The 26,370-nt window shown below is 71.6% G+C and carries 25 protein-coding genes and 4 pseudogenes; 13 read left to right on the top strand and 16 right to left on the bottom strand.

The window, feature by feature from the left end; all coding sequences use genetic code 11:
- Both WH07_RS17325 and WH07_RS17320 read right to left on the bottom strand, forming a co-directional pair.
- A partial coding sequence (locus WH07_RS17325) for a DUF6758 family protein (protein WP_046500865.1) occupies positions 1–327 on the bottom strand: 327 nt, incomplete at its 3' end.
- 166 nt (positions 328–493) lie between these two features.
- Positions 494–1,108 carry a suppressor of fused domain protein gene (locus tag WH07_RS17320; protein WP_046500861.1) on the bottom strand — a complete coding sequence of 205 codons (615 nt, stop codon included), beginning with the start codon at positions 1,106–1,108 and terminating at the stop codon, positions 494–496.
- Positions 1,109–1,565: 457 nt separating this feature from the next.
- On the opposite strand from WH07_RS17320, the gene WH07_RS17315 reads away from it, so the two are divergent.
- A complete protein-coding gene (locus tag WH07_RS17315) occupies positions 1,566–2,690 on the top strand; it encodes a magnesium and cobalt transport protein CorA (RefSeq protein WP_046500860.1) in 1,125 nt (374 codons plus the stop codon).
- A gap of 243 nt (positions 2,691–2,933) precedes the next feature.
- The gene (locus WH07_RS17310; RefSeq protein WP_046500859.1) at positions 2,934–3,455 is read left to right on the top strand and encodes a hypothetical protein; all 522 of its coding nucleotides are present in this window, start codon (positions 2,934–2,936) and stop codon (positions 3,453–3,455) included.
- An 11-nt stretch (positions 3,456–3,466) separates the two neighbouring features.
- On the opposite strand, the gene WH07_RS17305 is transcribed toward WH07_RS17310, so the two are convergent.
- Positions 3,467–4,246 (bottom strand): hypothetical protein, encoded by a 780-nt coding sequence (locus WH07_RS17305; RefSeq protein WP_232788936.1) that lies wholly within the window; start codon positions 4,244–4,246, stop codon positions 3,467–3,469.
- A 203-nt stretch (positions 4,247–4,449) separates the two neighbouring features.
- Here WH07_RS17305 and WH07_RS17300 point away from each other — a divergent pair, with 203 nt between their 5' ends.
- The 3 genes from WH07_RS17300 to WH07_RS17290 all read left to right on the top strand — a co-directional run bounded on the left by WH07_RS17300 (position 4,450) and on the right by WH07_RS17290 (position 7,574).
- Positions 4,450–5,730: a magnesium transporter MgtE N-terminal domain-containing protein gene (locus WH07_RS17300; RefSeq protein WP_046500857.1), complete on the top strand. Its 1,281-nt coding sequence runs from the start codon at positions 4,450–4,452 to the stop codon at positions 5,728–5,730.
- Positions 5,720–6,313, top strand: coding sequence for a DUF1003 domain-containing protein (locus WH07_RS17295; RefSeq protein WP_046500856.1), 594 nt, complete (start codon positions 5,720–5,722; stop codon positions 6,311–6,313). Before WH07_RS17300 ends, WH07_RS17295 begins: the two co-directional genes overlap by 11 nt.
- Positions 6,314–6,413: 100 nt before the next feature.
- A complete protein-coding gene (locus tag WH07_RS17290) occupies positions 6,414–7,574 on the top strand; it encodes an Mrp/NBP35 family ATP-binding protein (protein WP_046500855.1) in 1,161 nt (386 codons plus the stop codon).
- 135 nt (positions 7,575–7,709) lie between these two features.
- Here WH07_RS17290 and WH07_RS17285 read toward each other — a convergent pair whose 3' ends face one another.
- The 5 genes from WH07_RS17285 to sigE all read right to left on the bottom strand — a co-directional run bounded on the left by WH07_RS17285 (position 7,710) and on the right by sigE (position 12,775).
- Entirely contained in the window at positions 7,710–8,369 is a 660-nt protein-coding gene (locus WH07_RS17285) for a hypothetical protein (protein ID WP_106409599.1), read from the bottom strand.
- Between the two features lie 116 nt (positions 8,370–8,485).
- Positions 8,486–8,947, bottom strand: a complete 462-nt coding sequence (locus WH07_RS17280) for a sec-independent translocase (protein ID WP_046500853.1) — start codon at positions 8,945–8,947, stop codon at positions 8,486–8,488.
- Between the two features lie 174 nt (positions 8,948–9,121).
- Positions 9,122–10,873 (bottom strand): trypsin-like peptidase domain-containing protein, encoded by a 1,752-nt coding sequence (locus WH07_RS17275; protein WP_052744440.1) that lies wholly within the window; start codon positions 10,871–10,873, stop codon positions 9,122–9,124.
- Positions 10,874–11,159: 286 nt separating this feature from the next.
- On the bottom strand, positions 11,160–12,020 hold the full coding sequence (locus WH07_RS17270) for a zf-HC2 domain-containing protein (RefSeq protein WP_046500852.1): 861 nt from the start codon (positions 12,018–12,020) through the stop codon (positions 11,160–11,162).
- Positions 12,017–12,775, bottom strand: coding sequence for an RNA polymerase sigma factor SigE (sigE, locus tag WH07_RS17265; protein WP_198533828.1), 759 nt, complete (start codon positions 12,773–12,775; stop codon positions 12,017–12,019). The genes WH07_RS17270 and sigE overlap by 4 nt, the downstream gene beginning before the upstream one ends.
- A gap of 152 nt (positions 12,776–12,927) precedes the next feature.
- Between sigE and WH07_RS17260 the strand changes: the two are divergent.
- Positions 12,928–13,594 (top strand): annotated as a pseudogene (locus WH07_RS17260) (O-methyltransferase).
- Between the two features lie 137 nt (positions 13,595–13,731).
- On the opposite strand, the gene WH07_RS37650 reads toward WH07_RS17260, so the two are convergent.
- The gene (locus WH07_RS37650) at positions 13,732–13,899 is read right to left on the bottom strand and encodes a DUF3117 domain-containing protein (RefSeq protein WP_003966491.1); all 168 of its coding nucleotides are present in this window, start codon (positions 13,897–13,899) and stop codon (positions 13,732–13,734) included.
- Between the two features lie 313 nt (positions 13,900–14,212).
- On the opposite strand from WH07_RS37650, the gene chcB reads away from it, so the two are divergent.
- Positions 14,213–15,016 (top strand): 2-cyclohexenylcarbonyl CoA isomerase, encoded by an 804-nt coding sequence (gene chcB / locus WH07_RS17255; RefSeq protein WP_046500848.1) that lies wholly within the window; start codon positions 14,213–14,215, stop codon positions 15,014–15,016.
- Positions 15,017–15,063: 47 nt separating this feature from the next.
- Here chcB and WH07_RS17250 read toward each other — a convergent pair whose 3' ends face one another.
- Together WH07_RS17250 and WH07_RS17245 are read right to left on the bottom strand one after the other, a co-directional pair.
- Entirely contained in the window at positions 15,064–15,648 is a 585-nt protein-coding gene (locus WH07_RS17250; RefSeq protein WP_046500847.1) for a DNA-3-methyladenine glycosylase I, read from the bottom strand.
- The gene (locus WH07_RS17245; RefSeq protein WP_046500846.1) at positions 15,645–15,998 is read right to left on the bottom strand and encodes a hypothetical protein; all 354 of its coding nucleotides are present in this window, start codon (positions 15,996–15,998) and stop codon (positions 15,645–15,647) included. Before WH07_RS17245 ends, WH07_RS17250 begins: the two co-directional genes overlap by 4 nt.
- Before the next feature lie 167 nt (positions 15,999–16,165).
- Between WH07_RS17245 and folP the strand changes: the two genes are divergently transcribed.
- Positions 16,166–17,038 (top strand): dihydropteroate synthase, encoded by an 873-nt coding sequence (folP, locus tag WH07_RS17240; protein WP_046500845.1) that lies wholly within the window; start codon positions 16,166–16,168, stop codon positions 17,036–17,038.
- Positions 17,039–17,076: 38 nt separating this feature from the next.
- On the opposite strand, the gene WH07_RS17235 is transcribed toward folP, so the two are convergent.
- Complete coding sequence (locus tag WH07_RS17235) at positions 17,077–17,826, bottom strand: LOG family protein (protein ID WP_046500844.1); 750 nt, start codon at positions 17,824–17,826, stop codon at positions 17,077–17,079.
- 108 nt (positions 17,827–17,934) lie between these two features.
- Positions 17,935–19,014, bottom strand: coding sequence for a succinyl-diaminopimelate desuccinylase (gene dapE, locus WH07_RS17230; protein WP_046500842.1), 1,080 nt, complete (start codon positions 19,012–19,014; stop codon positions 17,935–17,937).
- 142 nt (positions 19,015–19,156) lie between these two features.
- Between dapE and WH07_RS17225 the strand changes: the two genes are divergently transcribed.
- The gene (locus WH07_RS17225; RefSeq protein ID WP_106409598.1) at positions 19,157–20,116 is read left to right on the top strand and encodes a hypothetical protein; all 960 of its coding nucleotides are present in this window, start codon (positions 19,157–19,159) and stop codon (positions 20,114–20,116) included.
- A gap of 398 nt (positions 20,117–20,514) precedes the next feature.
- A complete protein-coding gene (locus WH07_RS17220; protein WP_046500840.1) occupies positions 20,515–20,955 on the top strand; it encodes a hypothetical protein in 441 nt (146 codons plus the stop codon).
- Positions 20,956–21,141: 186 nt separating this feature from the next.
- On the opposite strand, the gene dapC is transcribed toward WH07_RS17220, so the two are convergent.
- Positions 21,142–22,254 carry a succinyldiaminopimelate transaminase gene (dapC, locus tag WH07_RS17215; RefSeq protein ID WP_046500838.1) on the bottom strand — a complete coding sequence of 371 codons (1,113 nt, stop codon included), beginning with the start codon at positions 22,252–22,254 and terminating at the stop codon, positions 21,142–21,144.
- Between the two features lie 164 nt (positions 22,255–22,418).
- Positions 22,419–22,739, bottom strand: a complete 321-nt coding sequence (fdxA, locus tag WH07_RS17210; protein ID WP_003985062.1) for a ferredoxin — start codon at positions 22,737–22,739, stop codon at positions 22,419–22,421.
- Between the two features lie 140 nt (positions 22,740–22,879).
- Between fdxA and WH07_RS42320 the strand changes: the two are divergent.
- The 3 genes and pseudogenes from WH07_RS42320 to WH07_RS17200 all read left to right on the top strand — a co-directional run.
- Positions 22,880–23,545 (top strand): annotated as a pseudogene (locus WH07_RS42320) (GNAT family N-acetyltransferase, cg3035/Rv0428c family); the annotation flags it as partial.
- A 195-nt stretch (positions 23,546–23,740) separates the two neighbouring features.
- A pseudogene (locus tag WH07_RS42315) lies at positions 23,741–24,070 on the top strand (GNAT family N-acetyltransferase); the annotation flags it as partial.
- Positions 24,071–24,087: 17 nt separating this feature from the next.
- Complete coding sequence (locus tag WH07_RS17200; protein ID WP_046500832.1) at positions 24,088–24,918, top strand: transglutaminase-like domain-containing protein; 831 nt, start codon at positions 24,088–24,090, stop codon at positions 24,916–24,918.
- A 108-nt stretch (positions 24,919–25,026) separates the two neighbouring features.
- On the opposite strand, the pseudogene WH07_RS17195 reads toward WH07_RS17200, so the two are convergent.
- Positions 25,027–26,370, bottom strand: a pseudogene (locus WH07_RS17195) (hypothetical protein); the annotation flags it as partial.

The following is a 26,370-nucleotide window of genomic DNA, read 5'->3' as shown; positions in this document are numbered from 1 at the left end:
CCCCAGTTCCTCCGCGACGAGCAGCAGCTCCCCCATGCCGCCGAGCGGGGCGGGACCCGAGCAGGCGACGGCGGTGGCCCGGCCCCCGCTGCGGTCGTCCCCCGCGTACGCCACTCCGGTGAAGAGCCAGCCGACGGGCAGCGGCCAGGGCATCCACACTGGGACCCGCGCACGGTGCACCACCACACCGAGGGCCTCGACACTGGGCGGTATCACGGGCTGGAGCGGATGCACGGTGCCGTGCACATCACACTGCCAGGAGTCGGCGAAAAGACCGGGCGCCCTGACCCGGCCACCGCACTTCGGGCAACTGGGTTCGCCCCTCATAGCGCCCCACGGTCCTCCCCGGCCGACGTCGCGTCAAGGACGATCACCCGTCCGGACCGAGTCCGTCCCGGTGGAACGATTCAAAGCCCGCCGCACACCATGAGACCGGTCCAGCCGCACACCATGAGCCGGTCCATCGGCCGCACCACCGGTCCACGGATCACCGTCAGTCCAACGGTACGGAGCGGCGCACCGGATCGCGGAGATCCGTGCCGTGCGCCAGCCAGCGCTCCTGAAGCTCCCGCGCGCCCCGTGCCCGCTTCCATGCCGCCTCGTTGGGTGTCATCGGCAGCAGCGGCAGAAACCGTACCGGCTCCAGGGGCGCGTCCAGCTCCAGATCCGGCACCAGCCCGCCGGACTCCCCGATCAGCACGGAGTGGAAGGGCGCCCCCGGCCAGAGCGGGCCGCCGAGGTCCAGGGAGCCGCCCGAGGCCATGACCACGCCCTCGACCTGCGGGGACGCGGCGAGTACGGCGAGCGGGCGCAGCACCTGATCGGTGTCGGCCAGTCCGGTCCGCACGGTCAGGAGCAGCTCGGCCCGCGGGCCCTTCACGGGGTCGGCCAGCACGGCGGACGGGTCGGCCATGGGCTGCGCCGACATCCCGAGTGTGGCGTACCGCGTCACTCCGGCACCGTCGCCGTCCTGGGAGCCGCTCCCGGAGTCCTGGAAACGGAGCACCTCGATACGGTCAGTTCCCAGGAAGGTGACCGCGGCCCGCGCGTCCGGTTCGCCCAGCGCTGTACGGAGCCTGGCCTCGACCAGAGCGAGAATTTCTGCCATACGCGGAGCATAGATCGCTACGGAATCGGGCAGAGGAAGAGATTGACGTCTGTCGGCTGATAGTCTTGGCCGCTGGTCGGGACAGTGTGCGCCGAGCGCCACTCTCCGAGTCCCGATGACACGTCGTCCCCCACGGGGGACCGGCCGGAGGAGGTGGGGCTGCGGTGGATCGAAGTCACCCGGCCAGTACCAACCGCTCTTCCGCCCCGCTCTCGTCCCGGTGATCCGGGTCACGGGGATCTGAGGCCCCGGCAGTCCAGGCACGGCCTCCGCACGACGGAAGAGCGCCTTTTCTCTCGTTCTCACGCTCTCGGCCTCTTGTCTGTGTTTCCAGCCTGTCTGTAGCGAACGCCGTCACCGCGACCCCGCGGTGCCGCCCGCTTTGCGGACGTATGCACCACGTCCCCATTCCGGGCTGTGCCACCTCGCCGACGGCCTCTCCGTGAAGGAGCCCGCCATGTCGATGATCCGAGACCTGCGCGCAGCGGTCCGCCCGGCCCTGCGCCGGACCGCCGCCGCCTACACCAAGTTCGACTCGTACGACCCCACCCGCGACCCGTCCGCCTCCAGCGCGGTCGTCGACTGCGCGGTGTACCGCAAGGGCCGCCGGGTGGTGGAGGACCCGTGTGTCACCCCGCACGAGGCGATGCTGCGGGTACGGGAGGGCGGCGGCTTCGCCTGGATCGGCCTGCACGAGCCGACCGAGGAGGAATTCGCCGGTATCGCGGCCGAGTTCGGGCTGCACCCGCTCGCGGTGGAGGACGCGGTGCAGGCGCATCAGCGGCCCAAGCTGGAGCGGTACGACGACACCCTGTTCACCGTCTTCAAGACCATCCACTATGTCGAGCACGCCGAACTGACCGCGACCAGCGAGGTCGTGGACACCGGTGAGGTGATGTGCTTCACAGGGCGGGACTTCGTGATCACCGTCCGGCACGGCGGCAAGGGCTCGCTGCGCGCCCTGCGCCACCGGCTGGAGGAGGACACCGAGTTGCTGTCCAAAGGGCCCTCGGCGGTGCTGCACTCCATCGCGGACCATGTCGTGGACGGCTACATCGCGGTGGCGTCGGCCGTCCAGGACGATATCGACGAGGTCGAGATCGATGTGTTCTCGGCGCCCGCGAAGGGCAGTCCGCGCGGCTCCGACGCCGGGCGGATCTACCAGCTCAAGCGTGAGGTGCTGGAGTTCAAGCGGGCCGTGTCGCCGCTGCTGCGGCCGATGCAGCTCCTGAGCGAGCGGCCGATGCGGCTGGTCGACCCCGACATCCAGAAGTACTTCCGCGACGTCGCCGACCATCTCGCGCAGGTGCACGAGCAGGTGATCGGCTTCGACGAACTGCTGAACTCGATCCTCCAGGCCAATCTCGCGCAGGCGACCGTCGCGCAGAACGAGGACATGCGCAAGATCACATCGTGGGCGGCCATCATCGCCGTACCGACGGCCATCTGCGGGGTGTACGGCATGAACTTCGATCACATGCCGGAGCTGCACTGGAAGTTCGGCTACCCGATGGTGCTGGGCGCGATCGCGGTCGTCTGTGTGACGATCCATCGCACCCTCAAGCGCAACGGCTGGCTCTAGGGCGTGTCTTCAAAGTCCCGTCTGACCGGCGACGCCTGGCACGCACGCTCGCCGCGTTGTCGGGATCATCCAAGTACGTCCAGTACGAGGATGACCCTCCGCCTTGCGATCGCACGCACCAGACGCCGTCGGCCCCGCCCTTCGGGCGGACGACGCGACTTTGAAGACACGCCCTAGGCCCTGTCCGGCGGCTGCGGACTGCGGCTGTGGAGCCGGTTCCCCGCGCCTGGCTAAGCTGCGGGCATGACAGATCCGCGGCTCGGCCAGGCGCTTGTCGAGGAGGCCACCAAGAAGTCCGGCCTCATCTGGGTACGGGGTCCGGGTCCCGGTCGCGCGCTCTGGCACATCTGGTACGAGGGCGCCGCCTATCTGGTCGGGGACGGCCCCGGCGAGCAGCCGCTGCCCGGCCTCGCCGACGGCTCCACGGCTGAGGTGACCGTACGCAGCAAGGACAAGGGCGGCCGGCTGGTGGCCTGGACGGCGGACATCACGGAGCTGGCGCCGCGCTCGGAGGCCTGGGAGGAGGCCGTCGCCGAACTCAAGGGCAAGCGGCTCAACGCCCCGGACGCCGAGGACATGCCGGAGCGGTGGGCGCGTGAGTGCCGGGTGCTGCGGCTGACGCCCCGCGAGGTGATCACCGATCTGCCGTCGGGTTCGCTGGCCGCGGTGCCCCTGCCGACAATGGCGACCACTCGCCAATCCGCTCCCGCCGGAAACCGGTCGTCCCGGCGCTCGAAGACGAGTGAGCAGCCGGGACTCCAATAGTCCTGTTAGTTCTACTGGTCCTGCTCGTCGTCGGTCTTCGGCAGGCGGCTGCCGTAGTCGACGGTCTCCTCCTTCGACGGTGCCTCCAGCACGAAGTCCTTGCCCCAGTCGGACAACGTGACCGTACCGGCGCCGCCCGCGCGCACCAGTTGCAGCGGGTACGGCACGCCCTCCAGCGAGACGTCCAGCGTCCCGCCGTCGCCCTCGCCGCCATTGACCTTGATCGTCCGCTGGCCGCCGATCCTGGCGCGGTCGCCCTTGGTCAGCTTGCCGTGCAGCGCGAGTATCCCGTCGAGCAGCACCCGCTTGTCCGTGAAGCCGCTGAGCTGCTCGTACGAGGAGTCGCCCTCCGGGACCTTCACATACTTGTCGCTCAGCTTCTCGGCCGCCGAGACATCGTCCTCGGTGGGCTCCTCGCCCTCGGCGCCGCCGTCCGCGTGGCTCCAGAAACCGGCGTCGGCCTTCAGATACAGCTCGTCCTCGATGCGCAGGAGCTGGAAAGTGCTGTCCTTCGAGGTGACGGTCCCGATGCCGCCGCTCTTCTTGAGCTGCATATTGAGCTTGTAGGTCTCGCCGCCGGTCACCAGTGAGCCGGAGAGCCGGACCGCGGTCGCGGTGGCCGCCGCGGACTGCGCCTTTCTCTCGATCTCGGTGGCGGAGAGCTTCCCCAGGCCGTTGGTTCCCTTGTCCGGATCCTCACCGCACGCCGTCAGTACCGCGGCCAGCCCGACGCAGAGCGCGACGGGAAGAGCGGCCCGGCGCGAACGGCCGGACGACAGGAGAAGGGACACAGACGCACTGCCTCTCATGCACGGTGGCGGGTGGCAGACCGCAGCGTACCCGGGCGGTCCCGGCCGCTCGACAGAGAGCCGTACGCACGCCGGACGGACTGTTCCGCCAGGGCGCGGCGCACTGGTACGGGCTAGCCTGAACCCGTAATCGCGCTGGATAGAACGACATTCAGGGACCGTTCAGGAACAAGGAGGCGCGTGCGATGGCGGCCGGCGCCCCTCGGATCTTCGTCTCGCATCTCGCCGGTGTGCCGGTCTTCGACCCCAACGGCGACCAGGTGGGGCGCGTCCGCGATCTGGTGGCGATGCTGCGGGTCGGCCGCCGGCCGCCGCGGCTGCTCGGTCTGGTCGTCGAGGTGCTCAGCCGGCGCCGGATCTTCCTGCCCATGACCCGGGTCACCGGGATCGAGTCGGGCCAGGTGATCACCACGGGCGTGCTGAACGTACGGCGCTTCGAGCAGCGCCCCACCGAGCGTCTGGTCCTCGGGGAGCTGCTCGACCGGCGGGTGCGGCTGGCGGACAGCGGCGAGGAGGTGACGGTCCTCGATGTCGCGATCCGGCAGCTCCCGGCCCGCCGCGACTGGGAGGTCGACAAGGTCTATGTACGGCGGGGCAGGAAGGGCGGCGCGCTGCGGCGGCGCGGGGAGGCGCTGACCGTCGAGTGGTCGGCGGTCACCGGTTTCTCGCTGGAGGAGGAGGGGCAGGGCGCGGAGAGCCTGGTCGCCACCTTCGAGCGGCTGCGCCCCGCGGACCTCGCCAACGCGCTGCACCATCTCACCCCGAAGCGGCGGGTGGAGGTGGCCGCGGCCCTCGACGACGACCGGCTCGCGGATGTCATGGAGGAGCTGCCCGGGGACGACCAGGTGGAGATCCTCGGCAAGCTGGAGGAGGAGCGCGCGGCCGATGTGCTGGAGGCGATGGACCCGGACGACGCGGCGGATCTGCTCTCCGAGCTGCCCGAGGGGGACAAGGAGCGGCTGCTGACGCTGATGCGGCCGGACGACGCGGCGGACGTACGGCGGCTGATGGCGTACGAGGAGCGGACCGCGGGCGGGCTGATGACGACCGACCCGATCGTGCTGCGCCCGGACGCGACGGTCGCGGACGCGCTGGCGCGGGTGCGGCAGCAGGACCTCTCCCCCGCGCTCGCCGCGCAGGTCTATGTGTGCCGCCCGCCGGACGAGACGCCGACGGGCCGGTATCTGGGGACGGTCCACTTCCAGCGGCTGCTGCGGGATCCGCCGTACACCCTGGTCAGCTCGATCGTGGACAGCGATCTGCCGCCGCTCGACCCGGAGACCCCGCTCTCGGCGATCACCAGCTTCCTCGCCGCCTACAACATGGTCTCGGTGCCGGTGGTGGACGACAGCGGGTCGCTGCTCGGCGCGGTGACCGTCGACGACGTGCTCGACCACCTGCTGCCGGAGGACTGGCGCGAGACGGACTACCGCGGGATGGAAGAGGCGGTGGCCGGTGGCGAGTGAGCGTACGGAGAAGGAGGGCGCCCGGGAGCGGGCGAGGACCGTCGGCGGCTCGACGGCGCTGTCGCGGGGCGGCCGGAGCCGGCTCGACCAGCCGCTGGCGCCCCGGCGCAGACTGCTGCCCGAGTACGATCCCGAGGCCTTCGGGGTGCTGTCGGAGCGGATCGCGCGGTTCCTGGGGACGGGCCGCTTCATCGTCTGGATGACCCTGGTCATCGCCGTCTGGCTGGTCTGGAACGTCACCGCGCCGAGCTGGCTGCGCTGGGACCCGTACCCGTTCATCTTCCTGACCCTGATGCTGTCGCTCCAGGCCTCGTACGCCGCGCCGCTGATCCTGCTGGCGCAGAACCGCCAGGGCGACCGGGACCGGGTCACCCAGGAGCAGGAACGCAAGCAGAACGAGCGCTCCATCGCGGACACGGAGTATCTGACCCGGGAGATCGCGGCGCTGCGGATGGGCCTGGGCGAGGTCGCCACCCGGGACTGGATCCGCTCCGAACTCCAGGATCTGGTACGGGACATGGTGGAGCACCGGGTGGTGTTCCCGCCCGAGACCGTGCGCGGCCGCGAGGACTCCGATCACTGACGCGCGTCACCGGCGCCGGTGACGGCCTTCCCGGCGTGTCCGGCGCGGGCCGCACGGGCGGCCTTTCCCTCGGCCGCGCACGGCGCCGTACCATCTCGGTATGGCTACCGACACGTACGGAACCTCCGTCCCCGCCGAAGAGGCGGTGCGCGCGGCGCTCGCGACGGTGAACGACCCCGAGATCCACCGGCCGATCACCGATCTCGGCATGGTCAAATCGGTGGAGATCGGCGAGGACGGCACGGTGGCCGTCACGGTCTATCTGACGGTGGCCGGCTGCCCGATGCGGGACACCATCACCCGGAGCGTGACGGACGCGGTCGCCCGCGTCGAGGGCGTCACCCGGGTCGCCGTGACGCTGGACGTGATGAGCGACGAGCAGCGGCGCGAGCTGACGTCGTCGCTGCGCGGAGGCACCGCGGAGCGCGAGGTGCCCTTCGCGAAGCCGGGCTCGCTGACCCGGGTGTACGCGGTGGCGTCGGGCAAGGGCGGGGTCGGCAAGTCCTCGGTGACGGTCAATCTCGCCGCGGCGATGGCGGCCGACGGGCTGAAGGTCGGTGTCGTCGACGCGGACATCTACGGCCACAGCGTGCCCAGGATGCTCGGCGCGGACGGCCGGCCAACCCAGGTCGAGAACATGATCATGCCGCCGTCGGCGAACGGTGTGAAGGTGATCTCGATCGGGATGTTCACCCCGGGCAACTCGCCGGTCGTGTGGCGCGGGCCGATGCTGCACCGCGCGCTCCAGCAGTTCCTCGCGGATGTGTTCTGGGGCGATCTGGATGTCCTGCTGCTCGACCTGCCGCCGGGGACGGGCGATATCGCGATCTCGGTGGCACAGCTCGTGCCGAACGCGGAGATCCTGGTGGTCACGACCCCGCAGCAGGCCGCGGCCGAGGTGGCGGAGCGGGCCGGGTCCATCGCCGTGCAGACCCATCAGAAGATCGTCGGCGTGGTCGAGAACATGTCGGGTCTGCCCTGTCCGCACTGTGACGAGATCATCGATGTCTTCGGCACCGGCGGCGGCCGGCTGGTCGCCGAGGGGCTGACGAAGACGACGGGTGCGACGGTGCCGGTGCTGGGCGCGATCCCCATCGACGTACGGCTGCGGGAGGGCGGCGACGAGGGCAAGCCGATCGTGCTCTCGGATCCGGACTCGCCCGCGGCGGCGGCGCTGCGGGAGGTCGCGGCGACGCTGGGCGGGCGGCAGCGCGGACTCGCGGGCATGTCGCTGGGGATCACCCCGCGCAACAAGTTCTGAGGCGCACAGGCCCGTCCCCGCAGGGACGTGCTGGGCCGTACAGGCCCGTGGAGGCCCGTGCAGGCGCATGTGTAAGGGGCGGTCGCCATTGCGGCCGCCCCTTACACATGGGCGTATGCGTGCTCGTGCGCGGTGCTACTCGTCGTACGCGCGGATGTCCTCGATCACCGAGAAGCCGAGGCCGTACGCGCTCATCCCACGGCCGTAGGCCCCCAGATGCACCTGGCCGTCCGTCGACCCCGCCAGCACCCAGCCGAACTCGGACTCGCGGTAGTGGAAGGGCGTCGGCACCCCGTCGACCGGCAGCGCCAGGGACGACCAGGCCGGCCCGTCCAGATCGTCCGCCAGCTCGAACGCGATCTCCGTCTGCTGTTTCAGCCAGTCGTCGCGCAGGGCGTGGTCGAGCTGCGGGGGCCAGGTCGAGGACAGCAGCCCCGAGCCGGCCAGCCAGGCGGCCGAGGAGGTCGTGGTGGCTTCCAGATGGCCGCCGTCACCGCTGCGGCGCTCGGGGCTGGTGGCGACCGTGATCACCACCGCGAAGCGGTCCGTGTCCACCGCGGGGTCCGGCCTTATCGACGGCTCCTCACCATGGCCGGTGGCGCCGTGGCGAACCGTTCCGTCGGCCGTGGCTCCGACCTGCATCAGCCAGCGGGGCCCGGTGAACGCCTCATCCAGTCCGTACCACGGGAAGGGCGCGCGCAGATACTCCGCGACCGTGCGGCGGGCGACCGCCGCCACTCCCCCGACGGTGGATGAGCTGGCGCTCCGCGCCCCAGCCCGGCTCGTCGTCTCCATCTGGCCGGCGCCTCCTCGATCTCGTGCGTCCGGAGCGGCCCGCCCCCTACGGGCGCCTCACTGCCGGACAGATGGAGGATAGCCACCCCATGGCGGCACGCTGGGATTGAAGGCGCTCAGGTGGCGTCTGCGTCGAAGGGCGGACGGTCGTCGCGTACGGGCGTCTCGCGCTTCTTGAGCAGGTCGGGAGTGCCGGAGGAACCATTCACCGACCCGACGGGGGCCACCGGGGCTTCCTTCACCGCGCCACTCTCATGGCCGTTCACCGCGTCGGCCACATCCGTAATCTCCTTGCGGAGGTCGAAGCTGCTGCGGATCTCCTTCAGCCCCAGATCGTCGTTGTCCATGAGCTGCTTGCGGACGAACGTCTTGGGGTTGAGGTCCTCGAAGTCGAAGTCCTTGAACTCCGGGCCCAGCTCGGAGCGGATGTCCTCCTTGGCGCTCTCGGAGAACTCGCGGATCTTCCGGATGAAGCGGGAGGCGTCCTGGATGACCTTGGGCAGCTTCTCAGGACCGAACACGAGCACGGCTAGGACCACGATCGTGACCAGCTCAAGTGCGCCGATGTCATTGAACACCTTGCTGCTCCTTGTTGTTCTCCATGTCCGCGGACGGAAGCGGGGGCCGTCCTGGCCTGAAGTGGTCGAGGTCCGGGCCGCTCCACGGTACCTGGCGCACCTGTCCGGGCGGTACCTTCGGGTGACGGGCAGGTGCCGACCGCACGTCACCCCTCGGCCCTGTCCACATCACCGTCAGCTCCCGTCCGCCGAGCCCAGAGCGACCGTCAGGTTCCGCTCCCGGCCGCCGCGCAGCAGGGTCAGCTCCAGCCGGTCGCCGGGGCGGTGGGCGCGGATCTTGACGATCAGCTCCTCGCCGCTGTGTACACGCTGGCCGTCGACCTGGGTGATCACATCGCCCGGCTTGATCCCGGCCTTGGCGCCGGGGCCGCCGACGGTCACCGCGGGGCCGCCGTCGGCGGCCTCGGTGCCGACCCGGGCGCCGTCGCCCGCGTACTCCATGTCCAGGCTGACCCCGATCACGGGGTGGGTGGCCCTGCCGGTGTTGATCAGCTCCTCGGCGACGCGTTTGCCCTGGTTGATGGGTATCGCGAAGCCGAGGCCGATGGATCCCGACTGGCCGCCGCCGAGGCCGGTGCCGCTGTCGGCGGCGCGGATGGCGCTGTTGATACCGATGACGCGGGCCCTGGTGTCGACCAGCGGTCCGCCAGAATTGCCCGGATTGATGGGGGCGTCGGTCTGGAGGGCGTCGACATAGCTCACATCGCTGCCGTCGCCGCTCTCGCCGCCCGCGGTGATCGGGCGCTCCTTGGCGCTGATGATCCCGGAGGTCACGGTGTTGGACAGATCGAACGGGGCGCCGATGGCCACGACCGGATCGCCGACCCGGACATTGTCGGAGTTGCCCAGCGGGAGCGGCTTGAGCCCGGAGACTCCGGTGACCTTGACGACGGCCAGGTCGTAACCGCTGTCCTTGCCGACCAGCTCGGCCCTGGCGGTCTGGCCGCCGCTGAACGTGACCGATATCTCGCCGGAGGATCCCGCGGGCTGGACGACATGGTTGTTCGTCAGGATGTGGCCCTGCTGGTCGAGAACGAAGCCGGTGCCGGTGCCCTGTTCGTCGCTGCCGCTGACATGCAGGGTGACGACGCTGGGCAGGGCGCTGGCGGCGATGCCCGCGACACTGTCGGGGGCGCGGCCGCCGGACTCCTGGTCCGCCTGCGGGAGTTCGACCGTGGTGAAGCCGCCGTTGCGCTCGATGTACGCGCCGACGGCGCCGCCCAGGACACAGCCGCAGAGCAGAAGCAGCACCGCGCCGGCGGTCCCGGCCCGGCGGCGCCGGGTCCTGCGCGGCTCGCCGGAGTAGGCGGTGAGGGGCTGGGCGGGGCCGGCGGAGTTCCACGGGTCGTACTGGAGCCACTGCGTGGAATGCGCGGCCTGCACGGACTGAGGGAGCGGCTGGGCGGGGGCGGGGTGCTGCCCCTGGTGCGGCGGCTGCGGCGGCGGGTAGTTGAGCCCGGTCCGCGCACTCTGCGGGCTCTGCGGGCTCGCGTACGGGGGTGGCAGCGTGGTGCCGTGCGCCGGGGTCGGAAGCTGTACGGGCGGCGCGGGCGCCCAGGGGCCGGGACCGCCGTAGGGCGGTGTGCTGTACGCGTCGGGCTCGTGCAACGGCTGCGGGCGCCCCTGCCCCTGCGGTTCGGAGGCCGGAGGCGCGTCGGCGAGTGCCGGGGGCTGCTCGGCGGGCATCGGCGGGTGGTCCGCGGGCATCGGCGCGCGCTCCGCCGGGAGCGGGGCGTGCCCGCCGGACGCCGACGCCTCATCGGTCACGGGAGGCAACTGTGCCGTGACCTCGCCGGCCCCGGCCGGCGCCTCGCCGCTCCGGGCCGGCGGCACCTCGGGCACCTCCGGCCCCTGCGGCACCGCGCGCCCCGCTGGGGGACGGCTCCACCACTTCGCCTTGGGTCCGGTGGGCTTCCCGTCGTCCATGCTCTCCCCGCAACTGCCGTTCCGCGCCCCGCGAGAGGCACCCCTGCATGGATTCAACCAGGTTTACGAAGGTCCGCGCAGGGGGCCGCCAGGCCCTATCCGGCCGATCTTCGCGGGCCCGCGACGCCTGGCACGGCACCTCGCCGCGTTGTCGGAGTCGCCCGAGTACGTCCAGTACGAGGACGATCCTCCGCCTTGCGATGCTCCCCCGTGGCCTGAACGGCACGGGAGGGACCCCCTCCACCAGACGCCGCGGCCTGATCCCCGAAGACCGACCGGACAGGACCTAGCGCCGGGCCGACAGCGCGCTCGCGGGCAGTGTGGGTGCCGCGAGCTGAGTGGGGTTGGGGGTGGCGGTGGGGCTGATCCCGGAGGCCGCGTCGATCTGGACGGCTGGGCCCGCGGGCCGTATCAACGGAGACTGCGCGCCGCCCCCGAGGAAGCCCGTCGGGAAGGCGTGCTCGGCGAGGGTCTGTGTCTGGAAGACACCGGGAGCAGCCGCTCCGGTCGCGTGGTCGAGCGAATACGGCAGGAGTCCGCCGCCCTGGCGCCGGCCGGGCTCATTGCCCACCGGGGTGGAGCCGGGGGCCCGCATCGGCGTCACATTGTTCCCCGTACCCCTGGGCAGGGCGTCGGCGGCCGTGCCGAGCGGCATCGTGCCGCCGAGGGCCATCGCCGCGAAGGACACCGCGCTGGCGGCGGCGAAGGCGAAGCGCCGTCCGCGCCAGGGCGAGCGCTCGGCCTCCTGCCGGGCGACCTCATGGATACGGAAACCGGAGCCGCCGGACAGCGCGCCCGCGTGGGCACCCGCCGGGACATAGCCGAAGCCGTCCGTCCGCACACCGAAGACGCCCTCACCAAAGCGCCCCCTGTCGAACAGCCCCTTTCCGCTGTCATCATCTCCCGGAGCCCCGCCGGGCAGTCCTTGAAGGCGGGCGAGAAGTCCTGCGGAAGGAGCGGGCGGTGCGGTCTCGGCGAAAACACTCTTGAGCCGTCGCTGCGCGTCGGCCTCCGTCTTGCACTTGGCACAGGTCGCGAGATGGGCCAGCACCCGCTCGCGGGCGTCATGGTCCAGCTCTCCGTCCACCAGGGCGGCGAGCCGGTCGCCCAGGTGCTGTTCGGCGGGGGTCGGACTCGTGCCACTCACGCCGCTCCGCCCTCCCCGGCCACGCTCACAAAGGCGCGCTGGTCGGCTCGGGCCTCGGGCGAACGGTGCTGGAGCGCCTTGCGCAGATGCGAGCGGCCCCGGTGGATCCTGCTCCGTACCGTGCCGAGCTTCACGCCGAGCGTGGCCGCGATCTCCTCGTACGACAGGCCCTCGATGTCACAGAGCACCACGGCGGCACGGAACTCGGGCGCGAGGGTGTCCAGCGCCTGCTGCACATCCGCGTCGAAGTGGGTGTCGTGGAAGGCCTGCTGGGGCGAGGGCTCACGGCTGGGCAGCCGCTCCGCGGCGTCGTCCCCGAGTGCGTCGAACCTGATCCGCTGCTTGCGGCGGACCATGTCGAGAAAGAGATTGGTGGTGATCCGGTGCAGCCAGCCCTCGAATGTGCCGGGAGTGTACGTCGACAGCGAGCGGAATACCCGGACGAAGACTTCCTGGGTCAGGTCCTCGGCATCGTGCTGATTGCCCGTGAGGCGATAGGCGAGGCGATAGACGCGTCCGCTGTGCGTGCTGACGATCTCCTCCCAGGTGGGAGGCGTCCACGCCAGCGATTCCGCATCCGATGCGAAGGTCGCGGTAACTGCGGAGTCGGTAGAGCGAGAACGGTCAGCGATGTTGGTCACGGATTTCGGCTTGCCGGCCGACCTGAGACAGCGCGTGAGCACTCCTCCCCGATCCACAGGCTCAGCCGCACCTCCCCTATCGGCTCTGGTGGTGTCCAGTGGAGCCCCTACCATAGCCACTCCGCCCGTTAGCTCCGGATAAGAATCTTTACGCGAAATTCCGGCCCGCTCCCCCTGCGGAACCGCGCTGATCACGAGGGGGCCACACCCCTGCATAACGCCCGGTCCCATCTGCGGGTTCCCGGGCGCAGCGGATACAGTCACCGTTGCGCCGCCAACGGGGACAAGGAGAGGGACATTACCGCCAACCGGCAGACGAGCTGGGCGTTCGCCGACGCCTTTGTCGCCGAGGACGAAGCGTTGCGCTGGGCCCGGGACCGGGCCCGCGAGACAGGGCTTCGCTCGGTGTCACCAGGCACCGGAGCCGCGCTGCGTCTGCTGGCCGCCACCCTGGACGCGAAGGCGGTGGCGGAGATCGGCACCGGCACCGGGGTCTCGGGGACGTATCTGCTGCTGGGCATGCGTCCCGACGGCGTCCTCACCACGGTCGACACCGAGCCCGAGCGGCAGCAGTTCGCCCGGCAGACCTTCCGCGCGGCCGGTTTCGCCGGGAACCGCGCGCGGTTCATCCCCGGCCGGGCCCTGGACGTACTGCCGAGGCTCGCGGACGGCGGGTACGACCTGGTCTTCTGTGACGGCGACCGGCTGGAGTGCCTCGACTATCTCGCTGAATCGTTGCGGCTGCTCCGGCCCGGCGGGCTCGTGTGTTTCGAGGGGGTCTTCGCGGACGGCAGGACGGTCGACTCGGCGGCCCAGCCGGCGGAGGTGCTGCGGCTGCGGGAGCTGCTGAGGACCGTACGGGAGAGCCAGGAGCTGCTGCCCTCGCTGCTGCCGGTGGGCGACGGGCTGCTGTGCGCGGTACGGCGGGGCTGACCCGGGTCACCGTACGGAATGAGCCACCGGGACGCCGGGACATGACGCTGCCCCGGTACGGAGTCCCTTCCGTGCCGGGGCAGAGCCGGTGCTGGTCCGCGGGTGGCCGTGCACCCCGAAGACTGTGAGCGTCTCGCTCAGCCGACGACCTTCTTCAGCGCGTCGCCCAGCGCATCCGCCTCGTCCGGAGTCAGCTCGACGACAAGCCGACCGCCGCCTTCGAGCGGAACGCGCATGACGATGCCCCGCCCCTCCTTGGTCACCTCGAGCGGGCCGTCGCCCGTTCGCGGCTTCATGGCCGCCATGCTCGTTCCCCTTCCTGAAACCAGCTCATCGCAGCCGGCGGCCCCATCACAGGCGCTGTGTCACCGGCATCGAACACATTGCTTCCAGCCCATTATCCCGCATGGCGGGACCCGATGACCAACATCGGGCGGCATCGCTTATGCAACGCGCTCCCGCAAAACGGCTCAATTCGGCGATCCGCCTGCGATACTTCGCCACCGTCCGCCCGACGGCGGCCCGGCATTCTTAGACGCAGGTCACATGCCCGGCGCCGGCGATCTCCGCCATGCTGGGGCCGGACAGGACCGCCGGCGCCACGAAGGGAACCCGATCATGGCCGACACCGTGCTGCACGATGTGACTGACGGACTCGCAACGATCACGATCAACCGGCCCGAGGCCATGAACGCGCTGAATGTCGAGGCCAAGGCCGCTCTCCGGGACGCGCTGGCGTCCGCCGCCGACGACACCTCCGTACGGGCCGTGCTGCTGACCGCCGCGGGCGACCGGGCGTTCTGTGTGGGGCAGGACCTCAAGGAGCACACCGCCCTGCTCGAAGCGGACCGGGCGGCGGGCACCGGCACCACGATGACGACCGTACGGGAGCACTACAACCCGATCCTGCGGGCGATCACCGGGATGCCCAAGCCGGTGGTGGCGGGGGTCAACGGAGTCGCGGCGGGCGCGGGACTGGGCTTCGTCCTGGCGGCGGACTACCGGGTGGTGGCGGACACGGCCTCGTTCAACACCGCCTTCGCCGGGGTCGCGCTGACCACGGACTCGGGCGTCTCGTGGACCCTGCCGCGGTTGGCCGGGCGGAGCCGGGCGACGGATCTGCTGCTGTTCCCGCGCTCGGTCGCGGCAGCCGAGGCGTACGAGTGGGGCATGGTCAACAAGCTGGTCCCGGCGGCCGGTCTGGCGGCCGAGGCCGCAGCCGTGGCCCGCGCGCTCGCCTCGGGACCGACCTTCGCGTACGCGGCGCTCAAGGAGTCGCTGGCGTACGGGGCGGCGCACTCGCTGGCCGAGACGCTGGAGAAGGAGGACGAGCTCCAGTCGAGGGCGGGTGCCTCGGACGACCACGCGATCGCGGTGCGGGCGTTCCTGGCGAAGCAGAAGCCGGTGTACGTGGGCCACTGACCGGCCGGACGCCGCGGTCCGGTCCACGAAGATCCGCCGGACCGGGCCTAGACCTTGGGCGTACGGAACGCGCAGTCGGCCAGGTGGTCGTTGACCAGGCCGCAGGCCTGCATCAGGGCATAGGCCGTGGTGGGGCCCACAAAGCGGATGCCCCGCTTCTTGAGGTCCTTCGCCAGCGCCACCGACTCGTCCGTGACCGCCGGGACGTCGGCCGACGTCCGGGGTGCCGGGCGCGGCGGGTCGGGGGCGTGGGACCAGATCAGGGTGGTCAGCTCACCGGCCGGCCAGCCGGCCAGCTCCCGGGCGTTGGCGAGGGTCGCGTCGACCTTGGCGCGGTTGCGGATGATGCCGGGGTCCGCGAGCAGCCGCTCGCGGTCCGCGTCGGTGAACTCCGCCACGGACGCGATCTTGAACGAGGCGAACGCGGCGCGGAAGCTCTCGCGCCGCCGCAGGATCGTGATCCAGGACAGCCCCGACTGGAAGGCCTCCAGGCTCAGCCGCTCGAACAGCGCGTCGTCGCCGCGGACCGGCCGGCCCCACTCGGAGTCGTGGTACGCGACGTAGTCCTCCGTGGACATGCCCCAGGGGCAGCGCCGCCGTCCGTCGGGGCCCTCCACGGCACCGCCGGTCATCGGCCGCTGTCCTCTCCCGGCTTCTTGAAGAGGTCGGGCGAGGAGACCGCCGTCGCCTGGGCCCCGGCCAGCGCCGCTTCCAGCTCCGCGATCCGGGCGTCCCGTTCGGCCAGCTCCGCGCCGAGCCGGCCGAGGACGTCGTCCACGTCCGCCATCCGGTAGCCGCGCAGGCCGAGGGGGAGCCGCAGTGCCTCGACATCGGCGCGGCCGACCGGACGGGTCACGGGCAGCGGGTCCACCAGCCTCTCGGGAGCGGCCTCCGGCAGGACCGCGTGCTCGCCGCCGCCGATGACCGCGAGGGTGACCGCGGCGACGACCACGACCATCGCGATGAGCAAGAACAAGAACACGAGCTTCTCCCGGGGCAGAAAACGTCCGGTGCCGATCGTGCCATGCCGGGCCGGTCGGGTCAGGTCCGGGCGGCAGGACCTCGACGGGGCCTCGACCGGGCCTGGGGCCTGTCCGACCGGACAGGGCCTAAGGTCGCAGACGGGCGAACGCGAGGAGGAGAGAGCGGATGAGCGGCGGGACTCTGCGGCTGGGGCGGCGGGAATTCGGACCGTACGAGCCGGTGATCATGGCGATCGTCAACCGGACCCCGGACTCCTTCTACGACCAGGGCGCGACCTTCCGCGACGGACCCGCCCTCGACCGCGTCGAACGGGCGGTGTCCGAGGGTGCTGCCATCATCGACATCGGCGGGGTGAAGGCGGGGCCCGGGGAGGAGGTCACGGCCGAGGAGGAGGCGCGTCGTACGGTCGGCTTCGTGGCCGAGGTGCGCCGCCGCTGCCCGGATGTGGTGATCAGCGTGGACACCTGGCGGCACGAGGTGGGCGAGGCGGTCTGCGAGGCGGGCGCGGATCTGCTCAACGACGCGTGGGGCGGGGTGGACCCGAAGCTGGCCGAGGTGGCGGCACGGTACGGCGTGGGGCTGGTCTGTACGCACGCGGGCGGGGCGGAGCCGAGGACCCGGCCGCACCGGATCGCGTACGACGACGTGATGGCGGACATCCTGCGGACGACGCTGGGGCTGGCCGAGCGCGCCCTGGAGCTGGGGGTGCGCGCGGACGGGATCGTCATCGACCCGGGGCACGACTTCGGCAAGAACACCCGGCACTCGCTGGAAGCGACCCGGCGGCTGGGCGAGATGACGGAGACCGGCTGGCCGGTGCTGGTCTCGCTGTCGAACAAGGACTTCGTCGGCGAGACGCTCGACCGGCCGGTCAAGGAGCGGCTGATCGGCACGCTGGCGACGACGGCGGTCTCGGCCTGGCTGGGGGCGCGGATCTACCGCGTCCACGAGGTCGCGGAGACCCGTCAGGTGCTGGACATGGTGGCGTCCATCGCGGGCCACCGGCCCCCGGCGGTGGCCCGCCGGGGCCTGGCCTGACCGGCCGCCGGGGACCGCGCGCCGTCCGCGTGCGCCGGCTACTTCCCCGTTTCCTTGGTGACCAGCGCGACCGCCTCGTCCACGTCGTCCGTGACATGGAACAGCAGCAGGTCCTTCTCGGAGGCCTTGCCCTGTGCGACGACCGTGGTCCGCAGCCACTCGATGAGGCCGCCCCAGTACGCGGTGCCGAAGAGGACGATCGGGAAGCGGGTGACCTTGCGGGTCTGGACCAGGGTGAGCGCCTCGAACAGCTCGTCGAGCGTGCCGAGCCCGCCCGGCAGGACCACGAAGCCCTGCGCGTACTTCACGAACATCGTCTTGCGGACGAAGAAGTAACGGAAGTTGACGCCGATGTCGACATGCGGGTTGAGGCCCTGCTCGAAGGGCAGCTCGATACCCAGGCCCACCGAGATCCCCTCGGCCTCCCGCGCCCCCCTGTTCGCGGCCTCCATGGCGCCGGGGCCACCGCCCGTGATCACCGCGAACCCGGCGTCGACGAGCGCCGCTCCGAGCCGCACCCCCGCGTCGTACTCCGGCGAGCCCACCGGGGTCCGCGCCGAGCCGAACACGCTGATGGCGCTGGGCAGTTCGGCGAGGGCGCCGAAGCCCTCGACGAACTCCGACTGGATGCGCATCACCCGCCAGGGATCGGTGTGCACCCACTCCGAGTCGCCCTCGGTGTCCAGCAGCCGCTGGTCGGTCGTCCCGGGCTGCACCTGCTCCCGGCGGCGGATGACCGGTCCGAGCCGCTGTTCCTCAGGCCTGCGCGCTCCGTCAGGCATGCCCATGACCCGCTCCCTCCGCTACTGTGCGTTGTTCTGCGCCAGGGTAGGTCCCCGCGCGTGACAATCGGCGAAATTCCGGCAGACGATCAGACCGTCACTTGGTGAGACGGTTCACGTGGTCAGCCAGTTGCGAAGCCGCTCCTCGCAGTGGGTGATCCGCTCGACGGCCACCCGCTCGTCGCGCTTGTGGGCGAGCAGCGCATCACCGGGGCCGTAATTGACCGCGGGCACGCCGAGCCCGCCGAAACGCGAGACATCCGTCCAGCCGAACTTGGGCTGTGCCGTGCCGCCGACGGCCGTCATGAAAGCGGCAGCGGCGGGGTGCGAGAGGCCCGGCAGGGCCGCGCCCGAGTGGTCGTCCACGACGAACTCCTCGACGCCGCAGTCCGCGAAGACCTCGTGGACATGGGCGAGGGCCTCGTCAGGACCGCGGTCGGGGGCGTAGCGGTAATTGACGGTGACGGTGCACGCGTCGGGGATGACGTTGTCGGCGACACCGGCCTCGATCCGTACGGCGTTGAGGCCCTCGCGGTACTCCAGCCCGTCGATCACCGGGCGCCTCGGCTCGTACGCGGCGAGGCGGGCCAGGACCGGTGCCGCCGTGTGAATGGCGTTGGACCCCATCCAGCTCCGTGCGGAGTGTGCCCGCTCCCCACTGGTACGGAGCAGCACCCGGAGCGTGCCCTGGCAGCCGCCCTCGACCTGCCCGTCGGACGGCTCCAGCAGGACGGCGAAATCGCCTTCGAGCCAGTCGGGGTGGGCGTCCGCCACATGTCCCAGTCCGTTGAGATGTGCGGAGACCTCTTCGTTGTCGTAGAAGACGAAGGTCAGATCGCGATTGGGGTCGGGGACCGTGGCCGCGATCCGGAGCTGTACGGCGACCCCGGACTTCATGTCGCTGGTGCCACAGCCCCACAGCACCCCGTCACCGTCCAGCCGGGAGGGCACATTGCCGGCGATCGGCACGGTGTCGATATGGCCGGCCAGGACGATCCGCTCGTCGCGCCCCAGACGCGTTCTGGCCACGACGTTGTTGCCGTGCCGGTCGACGGTGAGATGGGGCAGGGTACGGAGCGCCTCTTCGATGGCGTCGGCGAGCGGCTTCTCTTCGCCGCTGACCGACGGGAAGTCGACCAGCCGGGCGGTGAGCGCCGGGCCGTCCAGGGTGAGGTCGAGCACATTCTCGGACATGGTCCGACCCTAATACCCCTCCCGGCAGGGCCTGCCCCGTCGCTGCACCGGCCCTCCGTCCCCGGCGCCCCGGTCCTCGCGTCCCGTTCCCGGGGGTCCGCCCCGGTACCTCGTACCGCCCGTGCATGAGTACGGTGGGCGCGTGTCCGAGACCGCTTCCCCCTCCCGTCGCGGCCGTCTCCTGCGTATCGCCGCCGCCCTTGTCGTCCTGCTCGCTCTGGCCGGGTATGTGGTGGCGCAGTACCTGTCCGGCGGCGGTGGCGCTCCCCGGTGTGTGGTGCGGGCACAGGACGCGGGCGGCGACAGTGGTTCCGGGGACAGTCCCTCGTACGAGATGAGCCCGGAGCAGGCCGCGAACGCCGCGACGATCTCCGCGGTCGGCACCTCCCGCGGGCTGCCCGAGCGCGCGGTCACCATCGCGCTCGCCACGGCCCTCCAGGAGTCCGCGCTGCGCAATCTCAACCACGGCGACCGGGACTCGCTCGGTCTCTTCCAGCAGCGCCCCTCGAAGGGATGGGGCACGGCGGCCCAGATCCAGGACCCGGTCTACTCGGCGGGGCAGTTCTACGACCATCTCGCCCAGGTCCCCGGCTACTCCCGGCTGCCGCTCACCGAGGCCGCGCAGCGCGTCCAGCGCAGCGGCTTCCCGCAGGCGTACGCGAAGCACGAGCCGGACGCGGCGCTGCTGGCCGCCGCGCTCACCGGCCGGTCGGCCGCCTCGCTGACCTGCTCGTCGCCGGACAGCGCCCGGCCGGGCGATCCGGCGAAGGTACGGGCGGCCCTGGAGCGCTCCTTCGGACCCGGGCTACGGGCGGCCGGCTCGGGCGCCGAGGTGTCCGTACCCGTATCCGCGACCACGGGCGCGGAGGCGGAGGCCGGCTCGCCCGGGGACCCGGCCCCCGGCGGGGACGGCGAGGACTCGGCGTCCCGGCGCGGCTGGGAGCTGGCGCACTGGGCGGTGGCCCAGGCCGCGGTCCTGCGGATCGAGGAGGTCTCGTACGCGGACCGGGTGTGGAGCGCGGACGAGGCGGACAAGGGCTGGCGGCACGCCGAACCGTCCGACACGGCCACCGACGAAGTCCGCCTGCGCACCGCGCGCTAGTAATGCGACCGGCACCGCGACCGGCACCAGGTGGGCGGTGTGCGGCTCGTCGCGGTCGGTCCAGCCGTCCATAACGGCCCATAGCAGGCACCGCTCAGCCGTGCGGCCCGTCACCCGTACGGACGAGTCCCCTGCTCTTCCGACCACCTTTCCATCCGATGGCCCGGAAGTCCCGCCCGGGTCCGTCCGGTGGGCCAAATCCCCTGGCCAGCAAGGGGAGTGACGGTTCGTCGGCCATTTCGGAACACTGGCGTTTGCCCGTTTTCGTTCCCTGGCGACAATACGACGCATTACCAACTCTTTACCCTTGCCCACCGCAACTTCCCCCGCCCTCAAAGCGGTTGTCACACCGTCCGACCGACGGACAAGCACTGTTTCCCTCCCGCCAAAGGAGCATCATGTCCCTCCCCGTGACCCGCCGGATCGCCCGTGCCGCGCTGCTCGTCGCCGTCGGCGCGGCCCCCGTGGTCGGCGCGGCCGGTTCCGCGAGCGCGGCGGCGCTGCCGCAGCCCACCGACCTGGGCTCGATGAGCACGCTCGACGGCGCCGCCGTGGGCGGCACCCTGGACAGCGGAGCGCGGCAGACCACCGAGGTGGCGGGCGACCTCGGCGGCAAGGCCGTCAAGAAGGGCGTCCCCGCCGCGGGCAAGACCGTCGGCACGGTCGGCAGGACGGCGACCCCCGCCGTCCAGAAGCTGGCCGGTGACGCCGCGGGAACCGCCGGTGAGGTGGTGGGCGACACCACCTCCACCGCCACGAAGACCGCCGGTTCCGCTCCGGCCGGGTCGGCCGGTTCGCTCGTGGGCGGTCTGCCGGTCGGAATGCCGATCGGCCGCTGATCCGCGGCCGTTCCGCGCGCACATAGGCGCGCACCACAGAGACACGCAGAGGTGTATGTGGGGAGGGCCCGGGGAGCAGCAGCTCCCCAGGCCCTCCCCACATCGGTGTGGAATCCAGGTGCGACGTGTCGCGGAACTTGTCGTACGACGCGCCGCAGGACGTCTCGTAGGACGTGCCCGCGTCCGTCAGCCCAGCCGCTTGACCGCCGACTCGATCCGCTCGTCCGTGGCCGTCAGCGCCACCCGTACATGCCGGTCCCCCGTGGGACCGTAGAAGTCGCCGGGCGCGACCAGAATGCCCAGCTCCGCGAGGTGCGCCACGGTGTTCCAGCACGGCTCGTCGCGCGTCGACCAGAGGTAGAGGCTCGCCTCGCTGTGGTCGATACGGAAGCCGTGCGCCTCCAGCGCGGCCCGCAGGGCGGTCCGCCGGGCCGCGTACCGCCCGCGCTGCTCCCGTACATGCGCGTCGTCACCGAGCGCCGCGACCGTCGCCGCCTGCACCGGCGCCGGGGTCATCATCCCGCCGTGCTTGCGGACCCGGAGCAGCTCGCCGAGGACGGCCGCGTCGCCCGCCAGGAACGCCGCGCGGTATCCGGCGAGGTTGGAGCGCTTGGAGAGCGAGTGGACGGCGACGATCCCGTCGCACGTACCGCCGCTCACCTCCGGGTGCAGTACGGACACCGGCTCGGCCTCCCAGCCGAGCTCCAGATAGCACTCGTCGCTGAAGACCAGCACCCCGTTCTCCCGCGCCCAGGCCACGATCCGGGTCAGCGCGTCCTTCGGCAGGACCGCCCCGGTCGGGTTCGACGGCGAGTTCAGCCAGAGGAGCTTCACCCCGTCGAGGCCCGCGGACGCGGGGTCGGCGGCGAAGGCCTCCGCGTCGTACGGCACGGGCTCGGTGCCCGCCAGCCGCGCCCCCACCTCGTACGTCGGGTACGCGAGCCGCGGGTACGCGACCCGGTCGCCCGCGCCGAGGCCGAGCTGGGTGGGCAGCCAGGCCACCAGTTCCTTGGAGCCGAGCACCGGCAGTACGTTCTCGTGCTCGGCCCCGCGCGCGCCGAGCCGCCGCTCCACCCAGCCGGTCAGCGCGTCGCGCAGCGCGGCCGTGCCCCACACCGTCGGATACCCGGGCGAGTCCGCCGCCGCGATCAGCGCCCGCCGGATCACTTCCGGGACCGGGTCGACGGGCGTGCCGATGGACAGGTCCACGATCCCGTCCGGATGGGCCTGGGCCTGCGCCTTGAAGGGGTCCAGCCGGTCCCAGGGGAAGACGGGGAGGCTCGAAGAGACAGCGGACACGTGCTCACTCTTTCCCGTACGCGCTCGCACCGGGCGCGTACGCCACTCGTACCTGCGAAAACACCTGTCGTACCGCGACAGCACCCGCTGTCTGCGAATGCCGCCCGCGAAACACCTCGGTCCCGTACGGCGGCGGGCCGTACGGGACCGGGGGGGGTGCGCTGTCAGCCGTTCTGGGGCGGCAGCGCGGCGATGAAGGGGTGGTCCCGCTCGATCAGACCGAGCTTGGAAGCACCACCGGGCGAGCCCAGCTCGTCGAAGAACTCGACATTCGCCTTGTAGTAGTCCTTCCACTCCTCCGGGGTGTCGTCCTCGTAGAAGATGGCCTCGACCGGGCAGACCGGCTCACAGGCTCCACAGTCGACGCATTCGTCCGGATGGATGTACAAGGACCTGGAGCCCTCGTAGATGCAGTCGACCGGGCACTCCTCGATGCACGCCTTGTCCTTGACGTCGACACAAGGCTGCGCGATGACGTAGGTCACGCTGTCGTTCCTCCTCGGTAGGGCGCGGCGGGCCGATCTGCGGCTCCGTCCACGGGCGCGCGGGAGCGCGGCGTCGTCGATGCCCGCATCTAGTATCTCCGTTCTTGAGCACGATCCGAACAGGAGGGGCGGACTGAGCTGTGGAATTCACTGCGGGCGGACGGCTCCGGGTCCGGGTGACCCCGGCTGACGTGGGCAAACGTGTATCAGTCAGACAGTTGACAGGGGGCGGAGCAGGGGCGGAGAAGTTCACCGACACGGTTGGCGTTCTCACATCGTGGGACAACGGTGTGCTGCTCATCACACGCCGTACCGGGGAGAGCGTCCGGGTGCCCGAGGCGGCCCTGGTGGCGGGGAAGGTCGTACCGGCCGCCCCGGCCAGGCGCCGGGGTCCCGCGGCGGATTTCGAGGAGCTGGCGCGGGCCGGCGCCCGGGCCTGGCAGCCGGTGGAGAGCGAGCCGCTGGGCGGGTGGCTGCTGCGGGCCTCGTCCGGTTTCACCCGGCGGGCCAACTCCGTACTGCCGCTCGGCGAACCCGGGATGCCGCTGGACGAGGCGCTGGCGCGGGTACGGGAGTGGTACGGGGAGCGGGGACTGCCCGCGTACGTCCAGGCCGCGACCGGCGCCGAGGGCACGCAGGAGCTGCTCTGCGCGGAGCTGGAGGGGCGCGGCTGGTGTCCGGAGGTGGCGGCGGAGGTACGGATCGCCGCGCTGGCGCCGGTCGGGGACCAGGACGCCGACGTCTCCGGGGTACGGCTGGAGCGCACGGTGGGCGCGGGCTGGCTCCGGCGCTACCAGCGATTCGGTGCGGCGGGGCCCGGTACGGCGGGTCCCCCTGGGCCCGGCACACATGTGCCGGAGCCCCATGCGGCTGACCCTGATGGGTCCGGCACACATGTGCCGGAACCCCATGTGGCGGACACACATGGGCCTGAGCCCCGTGTGGCCGGACCTCATGTGCCGGGACACCATGTGCCGGGACACCATGTGCCGGGACCCCATGTGGCCGGGCCCCATGTGCTTCACGTACTGGGCAGCGGGCCTTCCGTGTGGTTCGCCTCTGTGGCCGGCGCCGGGGAGGTGCCCGCTGCCATCGGACGGTGTGTGGTCGACGGACGGTGGGCCGGGTTCATGGCGGTGGAGGTCGGTCCTGAGCACCGCCGTCAGGGGCTGGCCACGGCCGTGATGACCGCGCTCGCCCGGCGCGCGCTGGAGGAGGGCGCGTCCGCCGCCTGGCTCCAGGTCGAGACGGACAACGAGGCCGCGCGGGCGCTGTACGAGGGCATGGGCTTCGCCGTCCACCACCGCTATCACCACTTCCGAGCCCCCTGAGCGGGTACGAGGCCGATATGCGACCGGATTCACACGAGCTGCGCCGGCGCTTCGCCGAGGAGGCCCGCGCTCCCCGTCCCGACCTGGCGACGCTCTGTCTGCTGGTGGGCGCGGAGGCCGACCCCGAGCTGGGCGAGACCGCGCTCGACGCGGCCCAGGCCGAGCTGGACCGGCTGGCGGGGCTGCTGCCCTTCGGAGTGCTCGGGGCGCGCGCCTGGGCGGTCGCGCTCGCGGAGCTGCTGGGCGAGCGGTGCGGTTTCGAGGGCTCCCCCGCCGAGTACCAGCGGCTCGACGCCTCACTGCTGCCGGTGGTGCTGCGCCGGCGGCGCGGTCTGCCCATCCTGCTCTCGGTGGTGTGGATGGAGGTCGCGAGACGGGCCGGGGCGCCGGTGTACGGGGTGGCCCTGCCCGGCCATTTCGTGGTCGGCTTCGGGGATCCCCGCGACCGGATCCTGGCCGATCCCTTCGCCGGCGGACGTCTGCTGACCAGTGCCGACACAGCGCGGCTGGTGGGCGGCGCGACGGGCGGGCCGCTGGACGACGCGCTGTTCGTACCGGCCGATCCGCTCGACATCGTGCTGCGCGTCCTGAACAACATCCGCGTCTGGGCGGCGACCCGCCCCGAGCGCACCGATGTGGCGCTGTGGGCGGTCGAACTCTCCCTGCTGCTCCCCGCGCACCCGGCCCGGCTGCGCTACGACCACGCCCAACTCCTCGTACAGCGTGGGGAGTTCCTCCAGGGCGCGACGGAGATGGAGGAGTACGCGCGGGTCGTGGCCGCGGTCGAGCCGTCCACGGCGGAGGCGATCCGGCGCAGGGCCCGCGCCGCGCGGGCGATGCTCAACTGAAAACCGGAGCGCCGGACGGGCTGGGAAACCCGTCCGGCGCTCAAGGAGAAACCGGCGCTCAAGGTCGAACTCAAGGACAAAGCAGGGCAACTGGTGCCGCGATCAGCACTAGCTCGGGTTGAGGTTGATCACCTGGGTGCGCTCCGCGGGCGTCTTGCCCAGCAGCGCCTTCTGCATCGCCTGCGCGACATCGTCCGCGGAGACCGGGTGCTCCTTCCCGTCCCCCTTGGTGATCGTGATGCCGTCGAAGACGCCGTCCAGCAGCTCTTCGATCGCCTTCTTGTCGTAGACCTCCACCAGCCGCCCGTCGATCGCCTTCATCGAGAGGATCTTCGGCAGCGACTTGGCGGGACCGAACTGGATCTCCTTGCCCCCGGCCTTGATCGTGATCAGGTCCGACATCGCGGGCTTGGCGAACTCGTTCATCGCCCGGTCCAGCTCCGCCTGGCTGATCGTGGGGTCACGGGGCGCGATGGGCAGCTCGACGGTGTTCGTGCTGCCCGTCTGGACCTGGGCACGGTAGGCGTCCCGTACCGCGATGATCGAGTGGCTGACGTCCAGGGACTCGCCGGACTTGCCCGGTACGGCGACGGCGCGGCCCGGCTCGAACCGGATCGTTCCCTCGGTGGCCGAGCCCGAGACACCCGCCAGATCGGTCAGCGCCGAGCTGAGCTTCTCCTCGTCGACCGGGATGACCGGCTGGGCGATCCGCTGGCCGCCGAAGAGCGAGCCGATCACCGAGACCGGGTTGTAGTCGCTGCCGGCCGCGGCGCGGACGGTCGCCTGGCTGTCCAGGCTGAGGCCCGCCTTGTCCGGCGCCAGCTCCTCGGTCTTGCCGCCGACGGTGAGCCGCAGCGGCTGGGAGGCACGCTCGCCGAGGGCGGCGTCGAGCTTGATGACCGCCGCGTCGCGGGTGCCGCCGCCGATGTCCACACCGAGGACGGTGGTGCCCTTCGGCACGTCGGAGTGGTTCATGAGCAGGCCCGCGCCGTAGACACCGCCCGCCCCCACCAGCAGGACGCCGGCCAGCAGCGTCAGCTTGGAGCGGCCCTTCTTGCGCGCGGGTGCGGCAGGGGCAGCGGCGGCCGGGGGCGCGGTACGTACGGGAGCGGGGCCGCCGCCCTGGGCGGAACCCACCGCGCCCGGGAAGTCCGGCGCGGAGAAGCCCTGGTCCTGGCCGTGGGAGCCCGGTCCGCCCGGCCGCTCCACCTGGTCGGTCCCCGGTCCTGAGCCCGGGAACGGCGACCGGGACTCCGCCGGAACCACCGGGATTCCGCTGGTCAGGGTGTCGCCGGAGACATGCCCGCCGGGTCCTGGACCGGGCGCGTGCTGCTGCGGAGTCAGCTCCGCGGTGTCGTCGGACATCCGGGGCGGACCGCCCTGGCCGGCTACGGGCGGGGCGCCCAGGGCCGGGTGCGGGGTGCCCAGCGGGGCTGTGTCTGATATACATGC

The sequence above is a fragment of the Streptomyces odonnellii genome (assembly GCF_000981895.1).
In the GTDB taxonomy this organism is placed as follows: domain Bacteria; phylum Actinomycetota; class Actinomycetes; order Streptomycetales; family Streptomycetaceae; genus Streptomyces; species Streptomyces odonnellii.
Note: the sequence above shows the minus strand (reverse complement) of the source record. Positions and strands in the feature narration are given on the sequence as shown.